Raw genomic sequence first — 21,488 nt, forward strand, 5'->3', positions numbered from 1 at the left:
GGCGTGGGTGGGCCGACCCGCGCCTCCAGCGGTGGCGGAGAACAATACCTGCCAGGTGGCGGATTTCTCGCAGCCGATTCATGCGAACTTCAGGCCCTGTACGCAACGAACTGGGCGTCGACGCAATGATCCCGCGAGTTGGTTTCCGTCGTGTAACCGTTGACGTCGGGGTTTGGTGATGCCCGAACAGGGTGCCTAGGCTCACACCATCCAACGCGGCACGGCCCCTGGGCACAGTGCTGCGTCCTTTCCCGCATCAGGAGGAACATTGAAGAAGACGCGCATGGGCCTGTCGGCCGTCGCCGTCGTGGGGACGGCAGCACTCGTCCTCACCGGTTGCGCCAGCGGCAGCGGGGACGACGACTCGTCGTCCGGTGACGCTACCGCGATCATCAAGACGAACGGCACCGAGCCCGAGAACCCGCTCGTCCCGTCGAACACGACCGAGACCGGTGGTGGCCGCATCGTCACCTCGATCTTCGCCGGTCTCGTCAGCTACAACGCCGACGGCACCACCAAGAACGAGGTCGCCGACAGCATCGAGAGCGACGACGCCACCGTGTGGACCGTCACGCTCAAGGACGGCTGGAAGTTCACCGACGGCACCGACGTCACGAGCGAGTCGTTCACCAAGGCCTGGAACTGGGCGGCCAGCTTCGACAACGTCGCGAACTCGTCCGGCAGCTCGTTCTTCGAGAACTTCAAGGGCTACAGCGACACCGCGCAGAGCGACCTCGACCTCACCGTCGAGAGCCCGACCGTGTTCACGGTCACGCTCAACACCCCCGAGGCCGACTTCCCCCTGCGTCTCGGCTACTCGGCCTACTCGCCGCTGCCCGAGTCGTTCTACGCCGACCCCGCCGCCTTCGGCGAGAACCCGGTCGGCAACGGTCCGTACATGCTCGACGGTGAAGGCGCCTGGACGCACAACCAGGGCATCAAGCTGAAGACGAACCCCGACTACGACGGCAACCGCAAGCCGAAGAACGGCGGGCTCGACATCAACTTCTACACCTCGCTCGACTCGGCCTACGCCGACGTGCAGGGTGGCAACCTCGACGTGCTCGACCAGATCGGCCCGGCGGCGTTCCAGACGTACCAGAGCGACTTCCCCGACACGAACGTCAACCAGCCCGCCGCGGTCTTCCAGGGCATGACGATTCCGCAGTACCTGGCGCACTTCGGTGACGACGAAGAAGGCAACCTGCGTCGTCAGGCCATCTCGATGTCCATCAACCGCGACGACGTCACGAAGGTCATCTTCCAGGGCACGCGGACGCCGGCCAAGGACTTCACCTCGCCCGTCATCCCCGGTTACACCGACAAGCTCGAGGGTGAGAGCGTCCTCTCGTTCGACGCTGACAAGGCCAAGGACCTCTGGGACCAGGCCGACGCGATCTCGCCCTACGGCGACACCACGTTCACCATCGGCTACAACTCCGACGGTGGACACCAGGAGTGGGTGGACGCGGTCACCGCGAACATCTCCAAGACGTTGGGCATCAAGGCCGAGGGCAAGCCCTACCCGACCTTCGCCGAGTTCCGCACCGACGCCTCGGGTGGTGCCATGACCGGCGCCTTCCGTTCGGGCTGGCAGGCCGACTACCCGTCGCTGTACAACTTCCTGTACCCGACGATGGCCACCGACGGCAGCTCGAACGACGGCAAGTACTCGAACCCCGAGTTCGACGACCTGCTCGCCGAGGGCAGCGCGGCGAGCGACGTAGACGACGCGAACGCCTCGTACCAGAAGGCCCAGGAGGTCCTGCTCAAGGACCTGCCGATCATCCCGCTCTGGTACGCGAACGTCAACGGCGTCTGGGCCGACACGGTGAGCAACGTCGAGTACGGCTGGGACTCCGTGCCGATCTACGAGAACATCACCAAGTAACCAAGTAAGGTCGTCGCTCACGCGCTCGACCGACGCTCGACGGGGTCCGGGCAGTGTTCGCACTGTCCGGGCCCCTTCGGCGGGCCCACCCACCCCTCCCTCCACACGATTGCGATAACGATGCACGCGCAGACGTCCGAGGAAGCCTGATGCTCTGGTACACCGGACGCAGGCTCCTCCAACTGATCCCCGTCTTCTTCGGGGCGACGTTCCTCATCTACTTCATGGTCTTCGCGCTGCCCGGTGACCCCGTGGCAGCGCTGTTCGGTGACAAGACCCCGTCGCCGGCCGTCATCGAGGCCATCCGCGCCGAGTACAACCTCGACCAGCCGTTCATCGTGCAGTACCTGCTGTACATCGGCGGCCTGTTCACCGGCGATCTCGGCACGACCTTCTCCGGTCGTCCCGTGGTCGACGAGCTGATCCGCGCGTTCCCCATCACGTTCCGACTCGCGATGCTCGCCCTGCTCTTCGAGGCCGTCGCCGGCATCGTCGTCGGTCTGATCGCGGGCCTCCGCAAGGGCAAGCTCTTCGACACGAGCGCCCTCGTCGTCAGCCTGCTGCTCATCTCGGTGCCGACGTTCGTCATCGGCTTCCTGCTGCAGTACGTCTTCGGCATCCAGCTCGGCCTGTTCCGCACGACGGTCAGCTCGCAGGCGCCGTGGGACGAACTGGTGTTGCCGGCCATCGTGCTCGCCTCGGTGTCGTTCGCTTACATCGTCCGGCTGACCCGCGCCTCCGTGTCCGAGAACTCCAGCGCCGACTTCGTGCGCACCGCGTCGGCCAAGGGGCTCACCCGTGGCCGCGTCGTCACGGTGCACATCCTGCGCAACTCGCTCGTTCCCGTGGTCACCTACCTCGGCGTCGACATCGGTTCGCTGATGGTCGGTGCCATCGTCACCGAGGGAATCTTCAACATCCAGGGCGTCGGCGGCACCGTCTACCGGGCGATCACGCTCGGCGAAGGCCCCACCGTCGTCTCGTTCGTCGCCGTGATGGTGATCATCTTCATGATCGCCAACCTCCTCGTCGACCTGCTGTACGCCCTTCTCGACCCGAGGATCCGCTATGCCAAGTAACGACTCGTCGGCGTTGTCCGCCGACCACTTCGTCGCCGATCTCGACGAGACGCCCGTCAAGGCCGTCGACGCGATCGACGAGTCCGAGAAACCCCGCAGCAGCTGGAACGACGCGTGGGACGCCATGAAGCGTCGCCCGACGTTCTGGATCGCGGCGTTCCTCATCGTCGTCGTCATCGTGGTGGCGCTCTTCCCCGGGCTGTTCACGAGCGTCTCGCCGACGGCTGCCGACCTGCCCCGGAGCAACGAGGGCCCGTCGGCCGGCCACCTGCTCGGTTTCACGTTCCAGGGCACCGACGTGTTCGCCCGCATCGTCTGGGGCACGCGTGCCTCACTCACCGTCGGTCTGATCGCGACGATCATCGTCACGGTCGTCGGCATCGTGATCGGCTCGCTGGCCGGCTTCTACGGTGGATGGCTCGACGCGGTCGTCTCGCGCATCGGCGACATCTTCTTCGCGATCCCCACCGTCCTCGGTGCCATCGTGCTGATGTCGATCCTGCCGACGCGGACGCCCCTCACCGTGGCCCTCGTGCTGTCGGTCTTCGCCTGGCCGCAGATCGCGCGCGTCATGCGCGGTTCGGTCCTCAGTGCCCGTGCGGCCGACTACGTCACGGCCTCGGCTGCGCTCGGGGTGTCCCGCTTCCGCATCCTGGTCCGGCACGTCGTGCCGAATGCCATCACCCCGGTCATCGTCGTGGCGACCGTCTCGCTCGGCACGTTCATCGTGGCCGAGGCGACGCTGTCGTTCCTCGGCATCGGGTTGCCGCCGAGCACCATGTCCTGGGGCAACGACATCAACGCGGCGCGCAACTCTCTCCGTGTCGCGCCGATGCCCCTCTTCTGGCCCGCCGCGGCGCTGTCCGTGACGGTGCTGTCGTTCCTCCTCATGGGCGACGTCGTGCGCGACGCCCTCGACCCGAAGGCGAGGGCACGTCGATGACCGACACCTCCACCCGACCCGAGACGGCGGGCACCGCTTCGTCGTCGACGCCCCTGCTCGAGATCAAGGGCCTCAAGATCGGCTTCAAGACGCAGGCCGGGTACGTCGACGCCGTGCGCGGGGTCGACCTCACGATCCGTCAGGGCGAGAGCCTGGCGATCGTGGGCGAGTCCGGCTCGGGCAAGTCGACGACCGCCACGTCGATCATCGACCTGCTGCCCGGCACCGGCGAGGTCACGGGCGGCCAGATCCTCTTCGAGGGCAAGGACCTCACGAAGGTCACTGCTTCCGAGATGCAGGCCATCCGCGGTCGTGACATCGGCTACGTGCCGCAAGACCCCATGTCGAACCTCAACCCCGTGTGGAGCATCGGCTTCCAGGTCGAGGAGGCCATCCGGGCGAACGGTGTCGCGACCGGCAAGCAGGCCGTGCGCCAGCGAGCCGTCGACGTCCTGAAAGAGGCCGGACTCGCCGACGCGGGCGACCGTCTCAAGCAGTTCCCGCACCAGTTCTCGGGCGGCATGCGGCAGCGTGTGCTGATCGGCATCGGCCTGTCGTCGCGGCCCAAGCTCCTGATCGCCGACGAGCCCACCTCGGCCCTCGACGTCACGGTCCAGCGCCGCATCCTCGACCACCTCGAGACCCTGACCCGCGACTACGGCACCTCGGTGCTCTTCATCACGCACGATCTCGGTCTCGCCGCCGAGCGGGCCGAGAAGCTCGTCGTCATGTACAAGGGTCGCGTCGTCGAGTCGGGGCCGTCGAAAGAGATCCTCGCCAACCCGCAGCACCCGTACACGCAGCGGCTGGTCGCGGCCGCGCCGTCGCTCGCCAGCCAGCGCATCCAGTCGAGCATCGCGCCCACGCACTCCCACGGGCTCGAGATCTCCGACGAGGGGGCCGACGACGCCGAACTCATCGCTCGCGCCCGTCAGCGCGAGGAGGCCGGGAAGAAGGACTCCGAGTACATCTCGGTGGCGAACCTGTCGAAGGTCTACAAGATCCGCCAGGGTGGCTTCAAGACGACCGACCTGCGGGCCGTCGATGACGTGTCGTTCTCGATCCCGCGGGGCACGACGATGGCGCTCGTGGGGGAGTCCGGCTCGGGCAAGTCGACCGTCGCCAAGCTCGTGCTCCAGCTCGAGTCGATCACGTCGGGCACCGTGTCCGTCGGTGGTCAGAGCGTCGGAGCGCTGAAGGGCCGAGACCTCTTCGACTTCCGACGTCGGGTCCAGCCGGTCTTCCAGGACCCCTACGGTTCGCTCGACCCGATGTACAGCGTGGGCAACACGATCGCCGAGCCGCTCGTCACACACGGCATCGGCGACCGCTCCAGTCGTCAGGCCCGCGTCCGAGAGTTGCTCGACCAGGTGTCCCTGCCCGCGTCGACGGTCAACCGGTACCCGAACGAGCTCTCCGGTGGTCAGCGTCAGCGCATCGCCGTGGCCCGGGCGCTCGCGCTCAAGCCCGACGTCATCGTCCTCGACGAGGCGGTCTCGGCCCTGGACGTCCTCGTCCAGGGGCAGATCCTCGACCTGCTCACCGACCTGCAGACCGAACTCGGGCTGACCTACCTCTTCATCACGCACGACCTCGCCGTCGTCCGCCTCATCGCGGACAACGTCAGCGTCATGCAGAAGGGTCGCGTCGTCGAGGCGGGCACGACCGACGACATCTTCGCAAACCCGGCCCAGCAGTACACGCGTGAACTGCTCGAGGCGATCCCGGGCGCGAACTTCGAGTTCGGCCGCTGAGCCGTTCCGTGACCACGAAGGGCCCCGCCGGACGGCGGGGCCCTTCGTGGTCGCGGAACGTCGGTCGGCGTCAGGCGCTGTAGGTGAAGTTCCAGGTCTTGGAGCCCGAGTAGTACGTGCAGGCCGACGTGATCGTGAGTCCGGCCTGACGGTACGTCTTGGCCCCGGCGTTGCAGGCGTTCAGGGACGAGTAACCGGGTGAGGTGCTGGCGACCGCCGCTTGTGCCGCAGCAGGAGCGGCGACGGCTCCGGCGACCAGGCCGAGCCCCAACAACACGGATGCGATGCGCTTCTTCATGGTGTCCTCCGTTCGGTGGGCGAGTGGCCCAGGACTTCACGCTCCCACCGGGACGAAAAGGTGACAAGCGGTCATGTGGGGGACCGGAAGCGTCCCCCTCGCCCTCGGGAAAGCCATGACGGAGGGGTCCCTTTACCACGTGCCGTAGACTGTCTTCGCCGGGCTCTGACCCGACCACTTCCCCCCTCTCTCTTCTCGTAAGGAACACATCCATGGCGACTGCCATCCGCAGCGACCTGCGCAACGTGGCGATCGTGGCCCACGTCGACCACGGCAAGACGACCCTCGTCGACGCCATGCTCAAGCAGACCAACTCCTTCGACGCGCACTTCGACACCGAAGACCGCATGATGGACTCGAACGAGCTCGAGCGCGAAAAGGGCATCACGATCCTCGCGAAGAACACCGCGGTGCTCTACAACGGCGAGCACGCGACCGACGGCCCGATCACCATCAACGTGATCGACACCCCCGGCCACGCCGACTTCGGCGGCGAGGTCGAGCGCGGCCTGTCGATGGTCGACGGCGTGGTGTTGCTCGTCGACGCGTCCGAGGGCCCCCTGCCCCAGACGCGCTTCGTGCTGCGCAAGGCCCTCGCGGCCAAGCTGCCCGTCATCCTGCTGGTCAACAAGACCGACCGCCCCGACGCGCGCATCGACGAGGTCGTCGCCGAGTCGCAAGACCTGCTGCTCGGCCTCGCCAGCGACCTGAGCGAAGAGATCGACGACCTCGACCTCGACGCCATCCTCAACGTGCCCGTCGTCTACGCCTCGGGCCGCAACGGCGCCGCGTCGACGAACAAGCCCGCCGACGGCTCGCTGCCCGACAACGACGACCTCGAGCCGCTCTTCGACGCGATCCTCACGCACGTGCCCGCGCCGACCTACGACGACGAGCACCCCCTGCAGGCGCACGTGACCAACCTCGACGCCTCGCCGTTCCTCGGTCGCCTCGCCCTGCTGCGCGTCTTCCACGGCACGCTGAAGAAGGGCCAGACGGTCGCCTGGGTCAAGGCCGACGGTTCGGTCGTCAACGCCCGCATCACCGAGCTGCTGATCACCAAGGCGCTCGACCGCTACCCCGCCGAGAGCGCGGGCCCCGGTGACATCGTCGCCGTCGCCGGCTTCGACACCATCACCATCGGCGAGACGCTGTCCGACCCCGACGACGTGCGGCCGCTGCCGACCATCACGGTCGACGACCCCGCCATCTCGATGACCATCGGCACGAACACCTCGCCGCTCATCGGCAAGGTCAAGGGCCACAAGCTCACCGCCCGCATGGTCAAGGACCGCCTCGACCGCGAGCTGATCGGTAACGTCAGCCTCAAGGTCGTCGACATCGGACGCCCCGACGCGTGGGAGGTCCAGGGTCGTGGCGAGCTCGCCCTGGCCATCCTCGTCGAGCAGATGCGCCGCGAGGGCTTCGAGCTCACCGTCGGCAAGCCCCAGGTCGTCACCCGTCGCGACGAGAACGGCAAGCTCCAAGAGCCGTTCGAGCACATGACCATCGACGTGCCCGACGAGTACCTCGGTGCCATCACGCAGCTGATGGCCGCCCGCAAGGGCCGCATGGAGAACATGGCGAACCACGGCTCGGGCTGGGTGCGCATGGAGTTCATCGTCCCCTCGCGCGGCCTGATCGGCTTCCGCACGCAGTTCCTCACCGACACGCGCGGCACCGGCATCGCCAACGGCATCAGTCACGGCTACGGCCCCTGGGCCGGCGAGATCTCGACCCGCACCAACGGTTCGATCATCGCCGACCGCTCGGGTGTCGTCACCCCCTTCGCGATCATCAACCTGCAAGAGCGCATGTCGTTCTTCGTACAGCCGGCCGAAGAGGTCTACGAGGGCATGGTCGTGGGCGAGAACTCGCGCGCCGACGACATGGACGTCAACATCACCAAAGAGAAGAAGCTGACGAACATGCGTCAGTCGACGGCCGACAACTTCGAGTCGATGACGCCCTCCAAGGTGCTGTCGCTCGAGGAGTCCCTCGAGTTCGCCGGTGACGACGAATGCGTCGAGGTCACCCCCGACGCCATCCGCATCCGCAAGGTCGAGCTCGACGCGTCGGCCCGCCAGCGCAGCACCGCTCGCCTCAAGAAGCAGAACGCGTAAGCACCACCGCAGCACCGCACCACCCGCCGAGGAGGCGGTCCGCATCACCGCGGACCGCCTCCTTCGTGCATGGTCGGCACGTTCTGCGCCCGCCCCCAGCGACCACGGCTAACCTCACCGGGTGCTGATCCAGAAGACGACCCTCGCCCGTTCCGCCGCCACGCTCGCGCTGGCGGTCGGCCTCGTGTCCGGTCTCACCGCCTGCGGTGAGGGCTCGCCCGTCGACAACATCGTGGGCGGCGCGGTCGACAGCGGCATCGAGAACCTCAAGGGCACCGCGCAGAAGGCCGTCGAGGACGCCGCCGGCGAGGCACTGAACGGTGCCGGCATCACGACCGACGGCACCCTGCCCGCGAGCTTCCCGGCCGAGGTGCCGCTCGTCCCCGGGACGACCCGTGGTGGGGGAGCAGGTCCCGACGGCACCGGATGGGTCGCCCAGATCACCGTCTCGGGCGCCGACCAGTTCGCCGTCGCCCAGCAGCAGCTCGAGGCCGCCGGCTTCGCGGCCTCGGGGGTCGACACCGACGCCGAGAGCGGCTTCGGCACCTTCACCGGCGCCGCGTACCGCGTCGTGCTCACCGTCTCGACCGACAGCGAGGGTCAGGCGATCGCCACGTACGTCGTCACGTCCGTCTGACCCCTGCGGGTGGGTCCCTCGGCCTCGGCGCGTCCCGAGCCGTCGGGTACCGCGTCAGCCGAAGAGCGTCTCGCCGACCCAGCCGCCCTCCGACGCTCCCGGCGGCACGGCGTAGATCGCCGAGCCGACGTGCTTGACGTACTCGTTCATCCGGTCGTTCCTCGAGAGCGCCTGCTGGATCGGCACGTACTGCCGCCGTGGGTCGCGGTTGAACGCGATGAAGAACAGCCCGGCGTTCAGGCGGCCCAGTTCGTCGTTGCCGTCGACGAAGTTGTAGCCGCGGCGCAGCAGCGTGGCCCCGTCGTTGTTTTGCGGGTGCGCCAGGGCGACGTGCGAGTCGGGCGCGATGGCCGGACCGCCACCGGTCGAGGCGGCGGCGGCGAAGTCGGGCGCCGTGAACTCGGTCCCGCCCGAGAGCGGGGCCCCCTCACCCTTGTCGCGGCCCACGACCGTCTGCTGCTCGGCCAGGGAGGCGTGGTCCCAGGTCTCGATCGTCATGCGGATCTTGCGCGCGACCAGGTACGAGCCGCCGTCCATCCATCCCGCGCCGTCGGACGCGGTCGCCCAGACGCCGTCGTCCACCGCGGCGACGTCCTCGGCCTTCACGTTGGCCGTGCCGTCCTTGAAGCCGAAGAGGTTGCGAGGCGTGGTCTGGCCGCGGGTGGTCGACGAGGTCCTACCGAAGCCCAGCTGGGACCACCGCAAGGAGGCGCGGCCGAAGGCGATCCGCGAGAGGTTGCGGATCGCGTGCACCGCGACCTGGGGGTCGTCGCTGCACGCCTGGATGCAGAGGTCGCCGCCGCTCGCGGCCGCCACGAGCTGGTCGCCCGAGAAGTGCGGCAGGTCGACGAGGGCCGGAGGCCGCTTCGAGGCGAGCGCGAAGCGGTCGGTGCCGTCGGCGGTGGTGAACAGGGTCGGCCCGAAGCCGATCGTGACCGTGAGTCCGGCGGCGGGCAGACCCGTGGCCTCGCCCGTGTCGTCCGGCGGTGCCAGGAGGCTGCCGCCCGTGGCACCCGTCGGGCTGACGTCGAGGCCTGCCGTGAGTCTCGACGCCGCGTGGCTCCAGTCCTTCAGCAGCTCGACGAGGTCGGCGCGGGAGAGGCCGTCCGCGACGTCGAACGAGGCGAAGTGCAGGCGGTCCTGCGCGGCGGTGACGATGCCCGACTGGTGTCGACCGAAGAACGGGTACGACGCCGAGGCCCCGGACGACCCGCCGGCGTGCGCCTGAACGGCGCGGTCGGTGCCGACGCCGACCCCGAGACCCAGGACGCCGGCCCCGACGCCCGTGCCAACGAGCCCCAGCAGACCGCGGCGCGAGAGGCCGCCTCCGTCCGTCACCGTCAGGCGACCAGCGCCGAGGTCAGCTTGCTCAGCGGCTCGCTGAGCGCGTTGACGGCGTCCGACAGCTTCTTCTTGTCGGCGTGGGTCAGGTCGGTGTACGAGGGGTAGCCCGAGTCGAGGCTGCCGTAGCCGGCAAGCAGCGTCTCGACCTTCGTCAGCTGCGTGTCGATCGAGGTGGCCAGGTCGGGGTCCTTCTGGTCGACGATGTCGCGCACGCCGTCGAACGCCACCCGGGCGCCCTCGAGGTTGCCCTGGAAGTCGTAGAGGTCGGTGTGCGACCAGATCTCCTCCTCGCCGGTGATCTTGCCGGTGGCCACCTCGTCCATCAGGCCGACCGCGCCGTTGGCGATCGTGTCGATGCCGACGGTGAAGTCGCTCGCCGTGACCTCGTCGTAGAGGTCCTTCGTGTCGGTCGTCAGCAGGTCGGCGTAGTGCGTGCGTTCGTCGGCCGTCAGGGGGACGTACGCCGCGCCTCCGTCGTCTGCCGCCGAAGGCTGCCAGAGGTCCTTCTCGATGCGGTGCCAGCCGGTCCACTCGGTGCCGGGCTCGACGTCGGCCTCGCGGAAGTCGATCTTCGGGTCGAGGTCGCCGAAGGACTCGGCCACGGGCTCGATGCGCTCGTAGTGCGCCCGCGCGGAGGGGTAGAGCGATCGCGCCTTCTCGTCGTCGCCGGCGGTGTACGCGGCGAGGAACTCGTCGGTGGCCGTGACGAGCTGCCCGGTCTGGTCCTTGACGTAGCCGACGTAGGCCGTCGCCGCGGCGTCGATCTGCTGCTTCTCGGTGCCCGTGGCCTCGACGGCCGTGCCCGAGTCGGTCACCGTGAAGGAGGCGCGCACACCTTCTCCGACGAGCCCCGGCACGCAGGCGGTCCAGTAGTCGCCGGCCGGCACCGAGACCGTCATCGAGGCCGTGGTGCCGGGGCCGATGTTCTCCTTCTCGCTGATGATGCGGAGGCCGTCGTCGGCGAGCAGCTCGAACTCGCTGTTGTCGCTGCCGGTGTTCGTCATGGTGAACGTGACGGGGCCGCTCGGCACCGAGGTCGTCGACAGCGAGCACGAGTCGTCGGAGCCGTCGACGGTCACGGCGGTGGCCGCGGAGGAGCCGGCGGGGGCGTTCGCGACGCACCCGGTCAGGGCCAGTGCGAGCGCGGCGACGCCCGAGGCGACGGCGAGGGGGCGGAGGGGGCTGGCGGTCATCGGGATGCTCCTGCGGTGCGGGGGGACGGGGCGGTCGGGGAGGCGGAGGTGCCGCGGGTCGTGGACGGGTCGGACGTGCTCGGGGTGCCGGGGCGACGGCGGCGGGTCGCCCGCACGAAGAACGGGACGACGACGGCGAGGTAGGCGAGCCAGACGACGACCTGCAGCCAGCTCGGTGTCGGCGTGAAGTTGACGAGTCCCTGCAGCAGGGTGCCGTACCAGCTGGTCGGCGGCACCGCCGCGCTCACGTCGAAAGCCAGGGAGGCGCGGCCCGGCAACACGGACGCCTCCTGCAGGTCGCCCACCCCGTAGGCGAGGACGCCCGCCGCGACGACGACGAGGAAGTAGCCGGTCACCCGGAAGAACCGGGCGACGTCGAGGCGGACCACGCCGCGGTAGATCGCCACCTGGATCGCGACCGCCGTGAGGATGCCGAGCAGGGCGCCCACCAGCGGCGTCGCGCCGCCGCCGGTCGACTGCACCGTGGCCCAGACGAAGAGGGCGGTCTCGATGCCCTCGCGCCCGACCGAGAGGAAGGCCAGGGCGACGATCGCCCCGGCACCGCCGACGAGCGCCCGGTCGAGGCCCGACTCGAGTTCGCCGCGCAGGCCGCGAGCGGTCCGGGCCATCCAGAAGACCATCCAGGTGACGAAGCCCACGGCCACGATCGAGAGTCCGCCGCCGATGACCTCTTGGGCCTGGAAGGTGAGCCCGTAGGTGCCGAAGGTCAGCACGGCGCCGAGTCCGAGGGAGAGGACGACCGCGGCGCCGACGCCCAGCCAGAGGCGGGGGAGGACGTCGCGCCGGCCGATCTTGACCACGTAGGCGATGAGGATGCCGACCACGAGAGCGGCCTCGAGGCCCTCTCGGAGTCCGATGAGGTAGTTGGCGAGCACGGGGACGGCTTTCTCGGAGGGGAGTGGAGCTCGTCGTCGAGCAGGGGCGGGATCGGGCTCACGGTGGACGACGCCGGGCCGGGCCGGAACGGGACCGAACGGCCTGGTATGGTTAGGCTAACCTCACTTAGGGCACCCTGAGCCAGACCGACAGTAGTGCGGCGCGGCATATCCTGTCCAGTGATGAACTCCTCCGCCTCGCCGACGCCCGCGTCGCCCTCGACCGCCGGCGACCCGCGGCTCGAGCGCGTGCTCTTCGTCCACGCCCATCCCGACGACGAGACCATCACCACGGGTGGCACGATCGCCGCGCTGGTCGAGGCCGGTGCCGCCGTCACCGTGGTGACCTGCACCCGAGGTGAGCTGGGCGAGGTCATCCCCGACGACCTCGCCGTCCTCCGAGACGACCAGGCCGCCCTCGCCGTCCACCGTGAGGGCGAGATCGCCGCCGCCATGCACGACCTCGGCGTCGACGACCACCGGTTCCTCGGTTCGCCCGGAGCCCGCACGCCCGGCCTCCCCGAACGGGCCTACCGCGACAGCGGCATGGTCTGGCGGTCGGACGGCGTGGCCGGGCCGACGCCCGACCTGCACCCCGCGGCCTTCTGCGCCGCCGAGTTCGGCGAGGTCGTGAGCGACCTGTCGGCCGTCGTGCAGTCCGTGCGCCCGACCGCGATCATCAGCTACGACGAGGACGGCGGCTACCACCACCCCGACCACGTCCGGGCCAACCGGGTCGCCGTGCGCGCCGCGCGACTCGTCGGCGTGCCGTTCTTCGCGATCGTGGCCGGCGCCGAGTCGGCCGAGGGCGCCGAAGCCGAGGCCCTCGCCACCGACGACACCGTGCTCACGATGGACGCCCGGCACGTCGCACCCCGTAAGCTCGCGGCGCTGCGCGACCACCGCAGCCAGGTCGAGGTGGTCGACCTCCCGGGCGGCCGAGCCGGCATCCGCTTCCCCCACGGGGTCGTCGAGCCCGTGACGGTCCGCGAGTCGTTCCGCTTCGTGCCCGAGCCGACGGCCGACGGGGGCGCCTCCGAGATGGCGCAGATGACGACGGGCGGTCGCGTCGCCGCGCTCGTGCTGGCGCTCGCCGCCGGGGCCGTGTTCGGCACCATCGGCACCGTGATGCACCAGTCGACGATCACCGTCGCCGGCTCGCCGGTCTGGTCCGGGCTCGTGCTCGCGCTGCTGATGAGCCTCACGCTCCTCGCCGGTCTCCGCTCGGTCTTCGGTTCGCGGGCCATGGCCGGCGCCGCCGCCGTCGGGCTGCTCGGGGCGCTCGTGGTCCTGTGGCAGGCGAGTCCGGGCGGGTCGATCCTCGTGCCCGACAACACGCCCGCCCTGGTCTGGCTCGGCGGGGTGTTCCTGATCTGCCTCGTGGTGCTCGGCTGGCCGCGGTTGCGGGGCCCGGTCGCCGGGGGCGCGACGCCGTCCGGCGGCTCGACCCGCGCCTCCTCGGTCGAGGCACAGCCGGCAGACGATAGGCTGGACGCCCTGCCCGACGCGAAGGGAACCCCCCAGACGTGACGTACGTGATCGCACTTCCCTGTGTCGATGTCAAAGACCGTGCCTGCATCGACGAATGCCCCGTCGACTGCATCTACGAGGGCGAACGCTCGCTCTACATCCACCCCGACGAATGCGTCGACTGCGGTGCGTGCGAGCCGGTGTGCCCCGTCGAGGCCATCTACTACGAAGACGACCTGCCCGACAAGTGGGCCGAGTACTACAAGGCCAACGTCGAGTTCTTCGACGAGATCGGTTCGCCCGGCGGCGCGGCCAAGGTCGGCGTCATCGCCAAGGACCACCCCGTGATCTCGGCGTTGCCCCCTCAGGGCGCCGGCGCCTAGGTCGGCCTCCGTGGCACTCGACCTGCCCGAGTTCCCCTGGGACGCCCTGGTGCCGTACGCGGCGACCGCCAGGCGTCACCCCGGCGGCATCGTCGACCTCAGCGTCGGCTCGCCCGTCGACCCGACGCCCGACGTCGTCCGCGAGGCCCTGGCCGTCGCGACCGACGCCCACTCGTACCCTCAGGTGGCCGGCACCCCGGCCCTGCGGTCGGCCATCGCCGAGTGGTACGAGCGGCGCCGCGGAGTCACCGGGCTCGGCGACGCGAACGTGCTGCCCACCATCGGCTCCAAAGAACTCATCGCCGGCATGGCCCTCTGGCTCGGCATCGGCCCGGGCGACACGGTGGTCCATCCGACGAACGCCTACCCGACCTACGCGCTCGGTGCCGCCCTCGTCGGGGCGACGGCCCTCGCCTCCGACGACCCGGCCGAGTGGCCCGCGTCGACGAAGCTGGTCTGGCTGAACAGCCCGGGCAACCCCGACGGAGCCGTGCTCGGCGTCGAGGGCCTGCGTGCGGCCGTGGCCCGTGCACGCGAACTCGGTGCCGTGATCGCCGGCGACGAGTGCTACGCCGAGCTGGGGTGGACGGGCGACTGGGCCGATCGTCCTACGCCCTGCATCCTCGACCCCCGCGTCGTGGGTGACGACCTCCGCGGCGTCGTCTCCGTCTACTCCCTCAGCAAGCAGTCCAACCTCGCCGGGTACCGCGCGGGTTTCGTCGCGGGCTGCGACCACGTCGTCGGTCAGCTGCTCGCCGTGCGCAAGCACGCAGGGCTCATGCCGCCGGCCCCGGTGCAACAGGCCATGGTGGTCGCATTGGCCGACGAGGTCCACGTGGTCGAGCAGAAGGCGCGGTACGCGGCCCGCCGAGCGCGCCTCCTGCCCGCCCTCGAGGCAGCCGGGTTCCGCATCGACCACAGCGAAGCCGGGCTCTATCTCTGGGCCACGCGAGACGAGGACGCCTGGGTCACGGTGGCCTGGCTCGCCGAGCGCGGAGTGCTCGTCGCCCCCGGGTCGTTCTACGGGCCGGCCGGCGGTCGTCACGTCCGCGTGGCGCTCACGACGACCGACGAGCGCATCGACGCCGCCGTGGGGCGACTCGGCAGCTGACCGCTAGGCTGACCGGGTGACTGACACTGCCAACGACGCCCAGAAGGCCACGCTGCAGTTCCCGGGGGGAACAGCCGAGTTCCCGATCGTCGCGAGCACCGAAGGTGCCTCGTCGATCGACATCTCGACGTTCACCAAGCAGACCGGTTACACGACCCTCGACACGGGGTTCGTGAACACCTCCAACGCCCGAAGCACGATCACCTACATCGACGGTGATCAGGGCATCCTGCGCTACCGGGGCTACCCGATCGAACAAGTCGCCGAGAACTCGACCTACCTCGAGACGGCCTGGCTGTTGATCTACGGCGAACTGCCCACCCCCGACCAGCTCGCCGACTTCGACGCGCGCATCCGGCGGCACACGCTGCTGCACGAAGACCTGCGCCGCTTCTTCGACGCCCTGCCGCACAACGCGCACCCGATGTCGGTGCTGTCGAGTGCGGTCGGTGCCCTGTCGACGTTCTACGAAGACAGCATGAGCGTGCACGACCCCGAGCAGGTCGAGTTGCAGACCGTGCGACTGCTGGCGAAGCTGCCGGTCATCGCGGCCTACGCGCACAAGAAGAGCCTGGGTCAGGCCTTCCTCTACCCCGACAACTCACTCAGTTTCGTCGACAACTTCCTCAAGCTGAACTTCGGCACGATGGCCGAGCCGTACGAGGTCGACCCGGTCCTCTCGAAGGCTCTCGAGCGACTGCTCATCCTGCACGAAGACCACGAGCAGAACGCGTCGACGTCGACCGTGCGCCTCGTCGGCTCGACCCAGGCCAACATGTTCTCGTCGATCTCGGCCGGGATCAGCGCGCTCTACGGGCCGCTGCACGGTGGGGCCAACGAGGCCGTCCTCAAGATGCTCGCCGAGATCCGCGACAGCGGCCAGGGCGTCGAGCGTTTCGTCGAGCGGGTCAAGAACAAAGAGGCCGGCGTCAAGCTGATGGGCTTCGGCCACCGCGTCTACAAGAACTACGACCCTCGCGCCAAGCTGGTCAAAGAGAGCGCCACCGAGGTGCTCGAGTCCCTCGGCGTGAAAGACGACCTGCTCGACATCGCGATGGAGCTCGAGGGGATCGCCCTGGCCGACGACTACTTCGTCGAGCGCAGGCTCTACCCGAACGTCGACTTCTACACGGGCGTCATCTACAAGGCGATGGGCTTCCCGCCGCGCATGTTCACCGTGCTCTTCGCGATCGGGCGCCTGCCCGGCTGGATCGCCCACTGGCGCGAGATGAACACCGACCCGACGACCAAGATCGGCCGCCCCCAGCAGTTGTACCTGGGCGCGACCGAGCGTGACTGGCCGCACCGCTAGCCCGTCCGAGCAATCGGTACGACGCCGGAAGGTGGGCACGGCGCCAGGTTCAGGCCTGGCGTCGTGCCCACCTTCCGTCGTCGTGCTGGTGCTGCCCCGTTCGACTACGCGTGCAACTGCGAGTTCAGCGTGATGCCGTGGCCCTTGCGGGGCAGCACCTCGACGGCGCCGGTCAGCGAGTTGCGGCGGAAGAGCAGCCCGGGCTGGCCCGAGAGCTCGACGGCCTTGACGGTCTGCGGCGAGCCGTCGTGGGTCGGGGTGCCGCCCACGACGACGACCTTGGTGCCGGCCGTCACGTAGAGCCCGGCCTCGACGACGGTGTCGTCGCCGATCGCGATGCCGATGCCGGCGTTGGCGCCGAGCAGGGCGCGGGCACCGATGGTCACCCGCTGGGTGCCGCCGCCCGACAGCGTTCCCATGATCGAGGCGCCGCCGCCGATGTCGGAACCGTCGCCCACGACGACGCCCTGCGAGATGCGGCCCTCGACCATCGACGACCCGAGGGTGCCCGCGTTGAAGTTCACGAAGCCCTCGTGCATCACGGTGGTGCCCGGGGCCAGGTGCGCACCGAGCCGCACCCGCGAGGCGTCGGCGATGCGGACGCGGTCGGGGGAGACGTAGTCGAGCATTCGCGGGAACTTGTCGATGCCGGTCGCGACGATGCCCGCTCGCTGCAGCGTCGGACGCAGGCGCGCGAAGTCGTCGGGGTGGACCGGGCCCGCGTTCGTCCACGTGACGATCGGCAGGTGCCCGAAGACGCCGTCGAGGTTGATCGTGTTGGGCTTCACGAGCAGGTGGCTCAGCAGGTGCAGGCGAAGGTAGGCGTCGGGCGTGGACGCAGGAGGCGCGCTCAGGTCGATCTCGACCGTCACCGGGACGAGGTCCACCGCGCGGCGCTCGTCGGGGCCGGCCGCGTCGGCCAGCTCGGCCGGGACGATCTCGGGGTCGCGGTCGGTCGGCAGGGTGCCGAGCCGGGGGGAGGGGAACCAGGTGTCGAGCGTGGTGCCGTCGTGCGAGACGGTCGCGAGGCCGTACCCGTAGGCGTGGGTCGGGGCGGTGGCGGTGGCGTCGGAAGTCATGGACCCGAGCGTATCGGCAGCCGCCGACGACCCGGTTCGGAGGCGACCCGTGCCGTCGGCCCGTAAACTCGCCCGCATGGCACCGATCGACCTCACCGTCTCGCCCGTCGACGTCACGAGGCAGCTCTGCGACATCCGGTCCGAGTCGGGCGACGAACGCCTCGTCGCCGACGAGATCTGGGCCACGCTCGAGGGCTGCGACCACCTCGAGCTGTTCCGTGACGGTGACGCGATCGTCGCGCGGACGCAGTTGGGCCGGGCCTCACGGGTCGTGATCGCCGGTCACGTCGACACCGTGCCCATCAACGACAACGTGCCCACGCGCTACGAGACCGAGGATGACGTCGAGTACCTGTGGGGCCGGGGGACCGTCGACATGAAGGCCGGCTGCGCCGTGCACCTCCGCCTCGCGGTCGAGCTGACCGAACCGAACGTCGACGTGACGTGGGTCTGGTACGACCACGAAGAGGTCTCCGACGCGCTGAACGGCCTGGGGCGCCTCGCGCGCCTCCGGCCCGACCTGCTGGCCGGCGACTTCGCCGTCCTGGGCGAACCGAGCAACAGCGGGGTCGAAGGCGGCTGCAACGGCAACCTCCGCGCCGAGATCCGCACCTTCGGTGCCCGCTCGCACAGCGCGCGGTCGTGGGTGGGCGACAACGCCATCCACAAGGCCGCGCCGATCCTCGACGTGCTGGCGGCCTACGAGGCTCGCGAGGTCGAGGTCGACGGGCTCGTCTACCGTGAGGGCCTCAACGCCGTGGGCATCACGGGTGGCGTGGCCGGCAACGTGATCCCCGACGAGTGCATGGTGCACGTCAACTACCGATTCGCCCCGAGCCGCAGCGCCGACGAGGCCGTCGCCCACGTGCGCGAGCTCTTCGAGGGCTTCGACGTCACGATCGTCGACCTCGCGCCCGGCGCCCGGCCCGGCTTGGACGCCCCGCTCGCGCAGCAGTTCCTGCGCGCCGTCGGCGGCGAGGCCAAGCCCAAGTACGGCTGGACGGACGTCGCGCGCTTCTCCGCCCTCGGCGTGCCCGCCGTCAACTACGGGCCCGGCGACCCGATGCTGGCCCACCACGACGACGAGCGCGTGCCCGTTCAGCAGATCCTCGACAACGAGCGCGGACTGCGGGCGTGGCTGACGGCGTGACCGTCGACGAGGCGAGCCGCGCCTCCTCGTCCCCGCTCCCGCGTCACGCCCCCCGACGGCCGATCTCGCCGTCGAGGAATCTCGTGCTGCGTTACCGGTTGACACCGTGGTGGGCCCGGGTGCTGGTGGTGTTCGTGGTGTCGCGCGTCGTCAGCACGATCGCACTGCTCACCTTCGCCGGCGCCCAGCAGGCCAACGCGTGGACCCTCGCGAGCCCCGACTACGGCAGCTTCGCCACCATCTGGGACGGTCACTGGTACTACATCATCGCCGTGGTGGGGTACCCGAGCGACCTGCCGATCACGGGCGACGGTCACGTGGGCGAGAACGCGTGGGCGTTCATGCCCGCCTACCCGTTCGTCGTCCGTGGACTGATGACCCTGACGGGCCTGCCCTTCGCGACGCTCGCCGTCGTCGTGTCGGTCGCCTGCGCCGCGGGGACGGCCCTGCTGTTCTACCGCCTCATGCGGCACTCGCTGCCCGAGTCGACCTCGCTGTTCGCGGTCGTCCTGTTCTGTGTGGCGCCCCTGTCTCCGCTGCTGCAGGTGGCCTACGCCGAGTCGATGTTCCTGCTGCTGCTCTGCGCGAGCTTGCTCCTGCTGGTGCGGCGACAGTATCTCGCGATGCTGCCGGTCGTGCTGGTCATGTCGTTCACACGGCCCGGGGCCCTTCCGCTCGCCCTAGCGATCGGCCTGCACGGGGTGCTGCGCTGGTGGCGACGGCACGACGATCCCTTCCCGGTGCGCGAGCGGGTCCGGGTGGCGGCTGCGGCCGCGGCCACGGCCGTGTTCGGCGTCGCGTGGCTGATCGTCGCCGGTGCGGTGACCGGCGTGCCGGGTGCCTACACCGAGACGGAGCTCGCGTGGCGGGCGCCGTACATCGGTTACGGGCCGCTCGTGCCGTTCACCCCCTGGGTCGACGGGGCGAACTGGTGGTTTCCGGGTGGTTCCGGCATCGCCCTGCTCGTCCTGTCCGCGCTCGCCTTCACGGCCCTGATGCTGTCGCCGTGGGCGCGCCGGACGAGCATCGACCTGAGGTTGTGGGGCGTCGCCTACGCGCTCTACCTACTGGCCGTGTTCTTCCCGCAGTCCAGTACCTTCAGGCTCCTGATGCCGCTCTTCCCCCTGCTGGGTGTGCTCGCGGTGCCGCGCTCGAAGGTCTACCGCGCGCTGCTCGTCGCCGTGTTCGTGGCGGCCCAGTGGCTGTGGCTCTACTACTGCTGGTGGGTGAACGGGTACGACTGGACGCCACCGTGATCGGTGGTCGAACGGCGTCGTTTAGGTCGGGGGCTGGAAATCACGGATAATGGGACCAGCAACTTGCGAAAGGGGACTATCTGATGGCAGCCATGAAGCCGAGGACCGGCGACGGGCCTATGGAAGCCGTTAAGGAGGGCCGTCTCATCATCGTGCGTGTTCCGCTCGAGGGTGGGGGACGCCTCGTGGTGTCGGTCAACGACGACGAAGCCAAAGAGTTGCACGACGCCCTCGCCGGCGTCGTGAGCGCCTAGTCGGCCACCTCCTTAATAGCCCCGGACGCCCCGCCCGTCGCACCTGCGACGCGCGGGGCGTCCGTGCTTGTGCGCGCCGTCTGCTGCCCGCCGCCTGCCGCCCGCCGCACGGGCCCCGGGCGCGACGCCGGACGTGAGCGTCTCAGCGCTTGACGAGGGAGAGCAGGCCGTCGCCCGCGGTCGAGAGCGAACTGATCACGGCCGGTGAGGTCGACACCTCGGTCAGCAAGGTGCGGAAGCCCGTGGTCGTGGTGTCGCGGACGGCGGGGTTGGCCACCCTGCCGTGCCAGAGCGCGTGCGCGACGAGGACGAGTCCGCCGGGACGGGCGAGTCGCAGACCGTGCTCGACGTACTCGATCACCGAGCCGGGGTCGGCGTCGACGAAGACGATGTCGTACGAGTTCTCGTTCATGCGAGGCAACACGTCGGCGGCGCGGCCGGCGATCAGGCGGAAGCGGCTGGCGGGGACCCCCGCCTGCAGGTAGGCGTCACGAGCGGCCTGCTGGTGCTCGATCTCGCGGTCGATGGTCGTCAGGACGGCACCGGGTGCACCCGAGAGCAACCAGAGTCCGCTCACGCCGAGGCCCGTGCCGACCTCGATGATCGACGAGGCGTTCGAGGCGGCGGCGACGACGGCGAGCTGGGCACCCACCGCCGGCGAGACGGCTTCGACCCCGACCTCGAGCGAGTGCTGTCGAGCCTCGGCGATCGCGTCGCTCTCGGTGACGAGTTCTTCCGCGAACTTCCAACTTGACTCTATCTGCGACACACCCACTCCTCGAAAGGCCAACTCTAGGGGGTTCCCCGAGTCGTCACCGGTTAGTCTGCATGCGTGTCCATGTTCGGTCTGACGTTCGACAAGCTGCTCATCATCGGTGTGCTCGCGGTCTTCCTGCTCGGTCCCGAACGGCTGCCCGGATACGCCTCGAAGCTCGCCCAGCTCGTCCGGACGCTGCGTGACATGGCGAACGGCGCCAAGACGCGCATGCGCGACGAGATGGGCCCCGAGTTCGACGACGTCGAGTGGCAGAAGCTCGACCCACGGCAGTACGACCCGCGGCGCATCATCCGCGACGCGCTGCTCGACGGCCCGGACGCCGCTCCCAAGCCCTCGGCACCGGGCATGGCGACTGCCGGTGTCGCCGCGGCCGTGTCCGCGGGGTTGCCCGGTGGTCGCTCCACCGCTCAGGTCGTGCCCCTCGCGACGGGCGAGGTGCCGCCGTACGACTCCGAGGCGACCTGACGCACCTGCTGCGCCGCGCCTCCTGACCTCGTCCGCTTGGCGGCCCCTCCGGCCTCAGGGTCCGACGCGGCC

The 21,488-nt window shown here is 69.6% G+C and carries 20 protein-coding genes; 14 read left to right on the forward strand and 6 right to left on the reverse strand.

Translation table 11 applies throughout. The features are described from left to right. Positions 1 to 268 precede the first annotated feature (268 nt). From AC1MBW_RS10995 to AC1MBW_RS11010, 4 genes are all read left to right on the forward strand, one after another. Positions 269 to 1,891: a peptide ABC transporter substrate-binding protein gene (locus tag AC1MBW_RS10995; protein ID WP_054147595.1), complete on the forward strand. Its 1,623-nt coding sequence runs from the start codon at positions 269 to 271 to the stop codon at positions 1,889 to 1,891. 149 nt (positions 1,892 to 2,040) lie between these two features. After that, positions 2,041 to 2,970, forward strand: coding sequence for an ABC transporter permease (locus AC1MBW_RS11000; protein ID WP_043595472.1), 930 nt, complete (start codon positions 2,041 to 2,043; stop codon positions 2,968 to 2,970). Further along, the gene (locus AC1MBW_RS11005) at positions 2,960 to 3,913 is read left to right on the forward strand and encodes an ABC transporter permease (protein WP_043595470.1); all 954 of its coding nucleotides are present in this window, start codon (positions 2,960 to 2,962) and stop codon (positions 3,911 to 3,913) included. The genes AC1MBW_RS11000 and AC1MBW_RS11005 overlap by 11 nt, the downstream gene beginning before the upstream one ends. After that, positions 3,910 to 5,667, forward strand: a complete 1,758-nt coding sequence (locus tag AC1MBW_RS11010) for a dipeptide ABC transporter ATP-binding protein (RefSeq protein WP_054147594.1) — start codon at positions 3,910 to 3,912, stop codon at positions 5,665 to 5,667. The genes AC1MBW_RS11005 and AC1MBW_RS11010 overlap by 4 nt, the downstream gene beginning before the upstream one ends. Positions 5,668 to 5,737: 70 nt before the next feature. On the opposite strand, the gene AC1MBW_RS11015 is transcribed toward AC1MBW_RS11010, so the two are convergent. After that, positions 5,738 to 5,965, reverse strand: a complete 228-nt coding sequence (locus AC1MBW_RS11015) for a hypothetical protein (protein WP_480024496.1) — start codon at positions 5,963 to 5,965, stop codon at positions 5,738 to 5,740. Positions 5,966 to 6,177: 212 nt separating this feature from the next. On the opposite strand from AC1MBW_RS11015, the gene typA reads away from it, so the two are divergent. Both typA and AC1MBW_RS11025 read left to right on the forward strand, forming a co-directional pair. Continuing rightward, positions 6,178 to 8,088: a translational GTPase TypA gene (typA, locus tag AC1MBW_RS11020; protein ID WP_480024497.1), complete on the forward strand. Its 1,911-nt coding sequence runs from the start codon at positions 6,178 to 6,180 to the stop codon at positions 8,086 to 8,088. Positions 8,089 to 8,209: 121 nt separating this feature from the next. Further along, on the forward strand, positions 8,210 to 8,725 hold the full coding sequence (locus AC1MBW_RS11025) for a hypothetical protein (RefSeq protein WP_152970428.1): 516 nt from the start codon (positions 8,210 to 8,212) through the stop codon (positions 8,723 to 8,725). Positions 8,726 to 8,779: 54 nt separating this feature from the next. Here AC1MBW_RS11025 and efeB read toward each other — a convergent pair whose 3' ends face one another. The 3 genes from efeB to efeU are packed head-to-tail and all read right to left on the reverse strand — an operon-like array spanning position 8,780 to position 12,158. Then, a complete protein-coding gene (gene efeB / locus AC1MBW_RS11030) occupies positions 8,780 to 10,069 on the reverse strand; it encodes an iron uptake transporter deferrochelatase/peroxidase subunit (protein WP_480026105.1) in 1,290 nt (429 codons plus the stop codon). Then, the gene (gene efeO, locus AC1MBW_RS11035) at positions 10,066 to 11,262 is read right to left on the reverse strand and encodes an iron uptake system protein EfeO (protein ID WP_480024498.1); all 1,197 of its coding nucleotides are present in this window, start codon (positions 11,260 to 11,262) and stop codon (positions 10,066 to 10,068) included. The genes efeB and efeO overlap by 4 nt, the downstream gene beginning before the upstream one ends. Beyond that, a complete protein-coding gene (efeU, locus tag AC1MBW_RS11040) occupies positions 11,259 to 12,158 on the reverse strand; it encodes an iron uptake transporter permease EfeU (protein WP_480024499.1) in 900 nt (299 codons plus the stop codon). The genes efeO and efeU overlap by 4 nt, the downstream gene beginning before the upstream one ends. Before the next feature lie 183 nt (positions 12,159 to 12,341). Here efeU and AC1MBW_RS11045 point away from each other — a divergent pair, with 183 nt between their 5' ends. The 4 genes from AC1MBW_RS11045 to AC1MBW_RS11060 are packed head-to-tail and all read left to right on the forward strand — an operon-like array spanning position 12,342 to position 16,434. Next, a complete protein-coding gene (locus AC1MBW_RS11045; protein ID WP_480024500.1) occupies positions 12,342 to 13,688 on the forward strand; it encodes a PIG-L family deacetylase in 1,347 nt (448 codons plus the stop codon). Next, positions 13,685 to 14,011: a ferredoxin gene (gene fdxA, locus AC1MBW_RS11050; RefSeq protein ID WP_043595461.1), complete on the forward strand. Its 327-nt coding sequence runs from the start codon at positions 13,685 to 13,687 to the stop codon at positions 14,009 to 14,011. The genes AC1MBW_RS11045 and fdxA overlap by 4 nt, the downstream gene beginning before the upstream one ends. Before the next feature lie 10 nt (positions 14,012 to 14,021). Then, positions 14,022 to 15,122 (forward strand): succinyldiaminopimelate transaminase, encoded by a 1,101-nt coding sequence (dapC, locus tag AC1MBW_RS11055; RefSeq protein ID WP_054145329.1) that lies wholly within the window; start codon positions 14,022 to 14,024, stop codon positions 15,120 to 15,122. A 16-nt stretch (positions 15,123 to 15,138) separates the two neighbouring features. Beyond that, positions 15,139 to 16,434, forward strand: coding sequence for a citrate synthase (locus AC1MBW_RS11060; protein WP_480024501.1), 1,296 nt, complete (start codon positions 15,139 to 15,141; stop codon positions 16,432 to 16,434). Positions 16,435 to 16,538: 104 nt separating this feature from the next. Here AC1MBW_RS11060 and dapD read toward each other — a convergent pair whose 3' ends face one another. Then, positions 16,539 to 17,513: a 2,3,4,5-tetrahydropyridine-2,6-dicarboxylate N-succinyltransferase gene (gene dapD / locus AC1MBW_RS11065; protein ID WP_480024502.1), complete on the reverse strand. Its 975-nt coding sequence runs from the start codon at positions 17,511 to 17,513 to the stop codon at positions 16,539 to 16,541. A gap of 76 nt (positions 17,514 to 17,589) precedes the next feature. On the opposite strand from dapD, the gene dapE reads away from it, so the two are divergent. From dapE to AC1MBW_RS11080, 3 genes are all read left to right on the forward strand, one after another. Beyond that, a complete protein-coding gene (dapE, locus tag AC1MBW_RS11070; RefSeq protein WP_054145327.1) occupies positions 17,590 to 18,663 on the forward strand; it encodes a succinyl-diaminopimelate desuccinylase in 1,074 nt (357 codons plus the stop codon). Continuing rightward, positions 18,648 to 19,919: a hypothetical protein gene (locus AC1MBW_RS11075; protein WP_480024503.1), complete on the forward strand. Its 1,272-nt coding sequence runs from the start codon at positions 18,648 to 18,650 to the stop codon at positions 19,917 to 19,919. Before dapE ends, AC1MBW_RS11075 begins: the two co-directional genes overlap by 16 nt. A gap of 83 nt (positions 19,920 to 20,002) precedes the next feature. Continuing rightward, positions 20,003 to 20,173: a DUF3117 domain-containing protein gene (locus AC1MBW_RS11080; protein WP_071256769.1), complete on the forward strand. Its 171-nt coding sequence runs from the start codon at positions 20,003 to 20,005 to the stop codon at positions 20,171 to 20,173. Between the two features lie 142 nt (positions 20,174 to 20,315). On the opposite strand, the gene AC1MBW_RS11085 is transcribed toward AC1MBW_RS11080, so the two are convergent. After that, positions 20,316 to 20,942, reverse strand: a complete 627-nt coding sequence (locus AC1MBW_RS11085) for an O-methyltransferase (RefSeq protein WP_054145342.1) — start codon at positions 20,940 to 20,942, stop codon at positions 20,316 to 20,318. 69 nt (positions 20,943 to 21,011) lie between these two features. On the opposite strand from AC1MBW_RS11085, the gene AC1MBW_RS11090 reads away from it, so the two are divergent. After that, positions 21,012 to 21,416, forward strand: a complete 405-nt coding sequence (locus tag AC1MBW_RS11090; protein ID WP_054145326.1) for a twin-arginine translocase TatA/TatE family subunit — start codon at positions 21,012 to 21,014, stop codon at positions 21,414 to 21,416. Positions 21,417 to 21,488: the final 72 nt, after the last annotated feature.

Source organism: Frigoribacterium sp. AP1, from assembly GCF_056680555.1.

Coding starts and splice junctions, on each gene's coding strand:
- typA (WP_480024497.1), top strand. CDS start 6,178: ATGGCGACTGCCATCCGCAGCGACCTGCGCAACGTGGCGATCGTGGCC.
- AC1MBW_RS11090 (WP_054145326.1), top strand. CDS start 21,012: ATGTTCGGTCTGACGTTCGACAAGCTGCTCATCATCGGTGTGCTCGCG.
- AC1MBW_RS11000 (WP_043595472.1), top strand. CDS start 2,041: ATGCTCTGGTACACCGGACGCAGGCTCCTCCAACTGATCCCCGTCTTC.
- dapD (WP_480024502.1), bottom strand. CDS start 17,513: ATGACTTCCGACGCCACCGCCACCGCCCCGACCCACGCCTACGGGTAC.
- efeO (WP_480024498.1), bottom strand. CDS start 11,262: ATGACCGCCAGCCCCCTCCGCCCCCTCGCCGTCGCCTCGGGCGTCGCC.
- dapE (WP_054145327.1), top strand. CDS start 17,590: ATGGCACCGATCGACCTCACCGTCTCGCCCGTCGACGTCACGAGGCAG.
- AC1MBW_RS11010 (WP_054147594.1), top strand. CDS start 3,910: ATGACCGACACCTCCACCCGACCCGAGACGGCGGGCACCGCTTCGTCG.
- AC1MBW_RS11045 (WP_480024500.1), top strand. CDS start 12,342: ATGAACTCCTCCGCCTCGCCGACGCCCGCGTCGCCCTCGACCGCCGGC.
- AC1MBW_RS11015 (WP_480024496.1), bottom strand. CDS start 5,965: ATGAAGAAGCGCATCGCATCCGTGTTGTTGGGGCTCGGCCTGGTCGCC.
- AC1MBW_RS11080 (WP_071256769.1), top strand. CDS start 20,003: ATGGCAGCCATGAAGCCGAGGACCGGCGACGGGCCTATGGAAGCCGTT.
- AC1MBW_RS11005 (WP_043595470.1), top strand. CDS start 2,960: ATGCCAAGTAACGACTCGTCGGCGTTGTCCGCCGACCACTTCGTCGCC.